Source organism: Robiginitalea aurantiaca (assembly GCF_030380815.1).
GTDB classification, from domain to species: Bacteria; Bacteroidota; Bacteroidia; order Flavobacteriales; family Flavobacteriaceae; genus Robiginitalea; species Robiginitalea aurantiaca.
The window spans coordinates 1-4593 of sequence record NZ_JAUDUY010000018.1 but is presented as its reverse complement, the minus strand read 5'-3'; the positions used below and the strand labels follow the sequence as shown (position 1 = coordinate 4593).

Here is a 4593-nt window from a genome sequence, read left to right as displayed (position 1 = left end):
TAGCTGCAGGTAGCGCAGTGCTTACCTGGACTACGGGCGACCCTGATGGTCCCTGTGTTGGGGATAATGATTCGATGACGGTGACCATCAACGAGAAAGGCGATCCTATCTTTGACCCGGTTGCGCCTATCTGCGAAGGAGGGGATTTGGCATCTTTGCCAACAACCTCCACCAATGGCATTACGGGTACATGGTCGCCAGCGTTGGACAACACTCAGACTACGGAATACACCTTTACCCCTGCAGACGGGGAATGTGCGAACGAGGCGAAGTTGACCATTACGGTAACGGACAAAGTTGACCCTACGTTTGATCCTGTTGGTCCTATTTGCGAAGGGGATTATCTTGCGCCACTTCCAACGGTCTCTCGCAACGGTATTCCAGGTAGCTGGAGCCCTGCACTAGACAATACTCAAACCACCGAATATACCTTTACCCCAGCTGAAGGTGAGTGTGCAAACCCAGCAAAGTTGACCATTGTTGTCAATGAAAAGCCAGATCCACACATCGATGAGATTACGCTGTGCGCCGGGGAATCCTATACCTGGCCGGTAAATCAAGTCACCTATTATGCTGATAATGGGAGTACCATGGTTACCGTGGAAGGTGAGGATTGTGAGGCAGATAAAGTACTTAAACTGACCGTTCCGATAATATTGACCTGCAACATCAAGCAGGATAAATTGGCTACGAACCACCTTACATCCGATGGAGTTGCTACTGTACATCCGATGGGGGGCACTGCTCCTTTCACCTACCATTGGGACAACGGGGAAACTACTCAAACGGCCTCTAGCCTGAAGTATGGTATGCATACGGTCACTGTAAAAGATGCCAATGGATGTGAAACCACTTGCCAGATAGACATCGCTAAAGAGCTGTACTGCTGGACCACCCTTATCAGTAACGTCACAGTCTTTGGGGGCAATGATGGCGTGGCCAGGGTTCAGGGCAATGGAGGTTATCGCCCATATTCATATGAATGGGATGATGGGACCATAGGGTCAGAAAACAAGGGGCTTAGTGCCGGAACCCATTATGTGACCATAACCGACGCCACAGGCGCCACTTCGAAATGTAGTGTGGATATTTCTCAGCCAAGCAAAATTGACTGTGATAAATTGACCTGCAACGTCAAGCAGGATAAATTGGCTACGAACCACCTTACATCCGATGGAGTTGCTACGGTACATCCTATAGGTGGCACTGCTCCTTTTACCTACCATTGGGACAATGGCGAAACTACTCAAACGGCTTACAGCCTTACGTATGGCATGCATACGGTCACCGTAAAAGACGCCAATGGATGTGAGACCACTTGCCAGATAGACATTGCTAAAGAGCTGTACTGCTGGACGAACCCAATCAGCAATGTTACAGTCTATGGGGGTAATGACGGAGCCGCAAAGGTCCAGGGCAATGGAGGTTATCGACCCTATACATATAAGTGGGATGATGGGACCATAGGGTCAGAAAACAACGGGCTTACTGCCGGAACCCATTATGTGACCATAACCGATGCCACAGGTGCTACTTCGAAATGTAGTGTGGATATTTCACAACCAAACGACAATGATTGTGATAAATTGACCAGCAGCGTCAAGCAGGATAAATTGGCCACGAACCATCTTACTTCCGATGGAGTTGCTACGGTATATCCGATGGGGGGCACGGCCCCTTTCACCTACCATTGGGACAATGGTGAAACAACGCAGACGGCCTATAACCTGACGTACGGTATGCATACGGTCACCGTAAAAGACGCCAGTGGATGTGAAACCACTTGCCAGGTTGATATTGCTAAGGAGCTTTACTGTTGGACCACCCTAATCAGTAACGTCACAGTCTTTGGCGGTAATGATGGCGCGGCCAGTGTTCAGGGCAATGGAGGTTATCGTCCCTATGCATATAAGTGGGATGATGGCACTACAGGATCTGAGAACACAGGACTTACTGCCGGAATCCATTATGTGACCATAACCGATGCCATAGGCGCTACTTCACAATGCAGCGTATTAATTTCCCAGCCTGAAGAGAAAGTTTGTGATGAATTTACCAGCAGCATCAAGCAGGATAAATTGGCCACGAACCATCATACATCCGATGGAGTTGCTACGGTACATCTGATGGGGGGTACCGCCCCTTTCACCTACCATTGGGACAACGGGGAAACTACGCAAACGGCCTATAACCTGACGTATGGCATGCATACGGTCACCGTAAAAGACGCCAATGGATGTGAGACCACTTGCCAGGTTGATATCGCTAAGGAGCTGAACTGTTGGACCACCCTAATCAGTAACGTCACAGTCTTTGGCGGCAATGATGGCGTGGCCAGTGTTCAGGGCAATGGAGGTTATCATCCCTATACATATAAATGGGATGATGGCACTACAGGATCTGAAAACAGGGAACTAACCGCCGGAATCCATTATGTGACCATAACCGACGCCACAGGGGCCACCTCCCAATGTAATGTAACCATTTCCCAACCCCAAGAGGAAGTTTGTGATGGAATGGATAATGACAATGATGGAATGATTGACGAGGGCTTCGATCAAGACAATGACGGTGTGGCAGACTGCTTTGATGATTGTGACGATCGAATTGACACGGACATGGATGGTGTGCCTGATTGTATTGATAAGTGTGCTGGATTTGATGATACCATAGATTCGGACAATGATGGAATACCAGATGGATGCGATAACTGCGATGACGGTGATGATGATGGTGATGGGGTTAAGAACTGTGATGACATCTGCTCTGCAGGTGACGACAATCTAGACACCGATGGCGATGGTACTCCCGATGCTTGTGACACCTGCAATGATGACGGTGACGATGATGGTGACGGGGTGAAGAACTGTGATGACATCTGCTCTGCCGGTGACGATAATTTGGACACCGATGGCGATGGTACTCCTGATGCTTGTGACACCTGCAATGATGACGGTGACGATGATGGTGATGGGGTAAAGAACTGTGATGACATCTGTTCTGCCGGTGACGATAATTTGGACACCGATGGCGATGGTACTCCTGATGCTTGTGACACCTGTAGTGATGACGCCGACGATGATGGCGATGGGGTGAAGAACTGTGATGACATCTGCTCTGCCGGTGACGATAATTTGGACACCGATGGCGATGGCACTCCTGACGCTTGTGACACCTGCAATGATGACGGTGATGATGATGGTGATGGGGTTAAGAACTGTGATGACATCTGCTCTGCAGGTGACGATAATTTGGACACCGATGGCGATGGCACTCCTGATGCTTGTGATATAGAAGTTTGTGACGGGGTCGATAATGATGGTGACGGCGATATAGATGAAGACCTTAACTGCAGTACCGGCTCGATCGATAAGTGCGAAACAGCGTTTGCCAAATTGACTAGCAGCAATGCCATATGCTTTGAAGATATCTCTGGGTTCGATTCTCCAAGATGGGGATGGACCAATTTAATTCCTGCCACCGATGGTACTACCACCATGGATTTGTATGCCGCGGCAGCTCAATGTGATATTACGAAAGGCGCCCTTATCGGGGAGGTCGAGGTCACATATCTCAATGGCAGTATAGACGTGACGGTAAGCACTGTTCCAGGAGTAATTATGACCGTAACGCAACTGTACGCAGGCACGGACAAATTGCCCACAGGGAATAATGGTTCCCCAACAGTTGCGCCAGGGCAGTACCCTTATGCTTATGAACCAGGCAATGAATTTACGAAGCATACATTCACAGGAATTAGTGTCAATAATGCTGTCGATGGCTTCTACGTGATTCTGCATGCAGAGGTTTGTCCTGAAGGAACAACGGCCAGATCAGTTTATCAAGAGGCCATGGAAGTCAAAGCTTATCCGGTTCCTTTTAAGCAGGAATTGAATTTGAATGTAAATATTGCGGATGATGCTCAATACTTGATTCAGATATTTGATGCTAATGGAAGAATGATTAAGAATTGTGGTATCCATAATTTGCGTAAGGGAGAAAACAATTTGGCATTCTCTGCTGGTGATATTGCTTCGGGAATGTACTTTGTTAGGTTAAGTGCTGGTTCTCAAAATAAATCTGTGCGGGTAGTAAGGGAATAAAAGACTTCCCCTTTTCGGGGGAAGCCATGTCCCACAATCATAGCTTGTGGCATGAACAAGATTATGATGAAGGGGCGGAGGTGTTGAAAAAACTGGATGCCATAGACATGGATAAAAACGCAACAGAACTGGAACGGGATTTTATCGCGGCAGTTGAGATCCTGTTTCAACCCGAAACTGAAAAACCAGAGCGGGACTTAGCTTACGCCAGCTTTATGGAGGGACTTTCCAAAAAATACCCGGACAACCACGAGGTGGCCGCGTTTTATGCGCTATCGCTTTTGGGCTCTGTTCCCGATGGCCGGGATGAGGAGTTATATGGAAAGGGCGCTAAAATAGCCCTGGGTATTCTAGCGGAAAACCCCAACCATCCCGGGGCGCTGCACTATACCATTCATTCATACGACGACCCCAAGCACGCCGCATTGGCCCTGGAGGCCGCCCACGCCTATGCTGAAGTCGCTCCGGATGCCAGTCATGCTTTGCACAT

Annotated in this window: 1 protein-coding gene and 1 pseudogene; both read left to right on the top strand. The window is 48.6% G+C overall.

Annotated features, from left to right (window positions below; all coding sequences use genetic code 11):
- Positions 1-4103 (top strand): T9SS type A sorting domain-containing protein (locus tag QU605_RS15205; protein ID WP_289726188.1); only part of this gene is annotated, 4103 nt, incomplete at its 5' end.
- Between the two features lie 26 nt (positions 4104-4129).
- A pseudogene (locus QU605_RS15200) lies at positions 4130-4593 on the top strand (hypothetical protein); the annotation flags it as partial.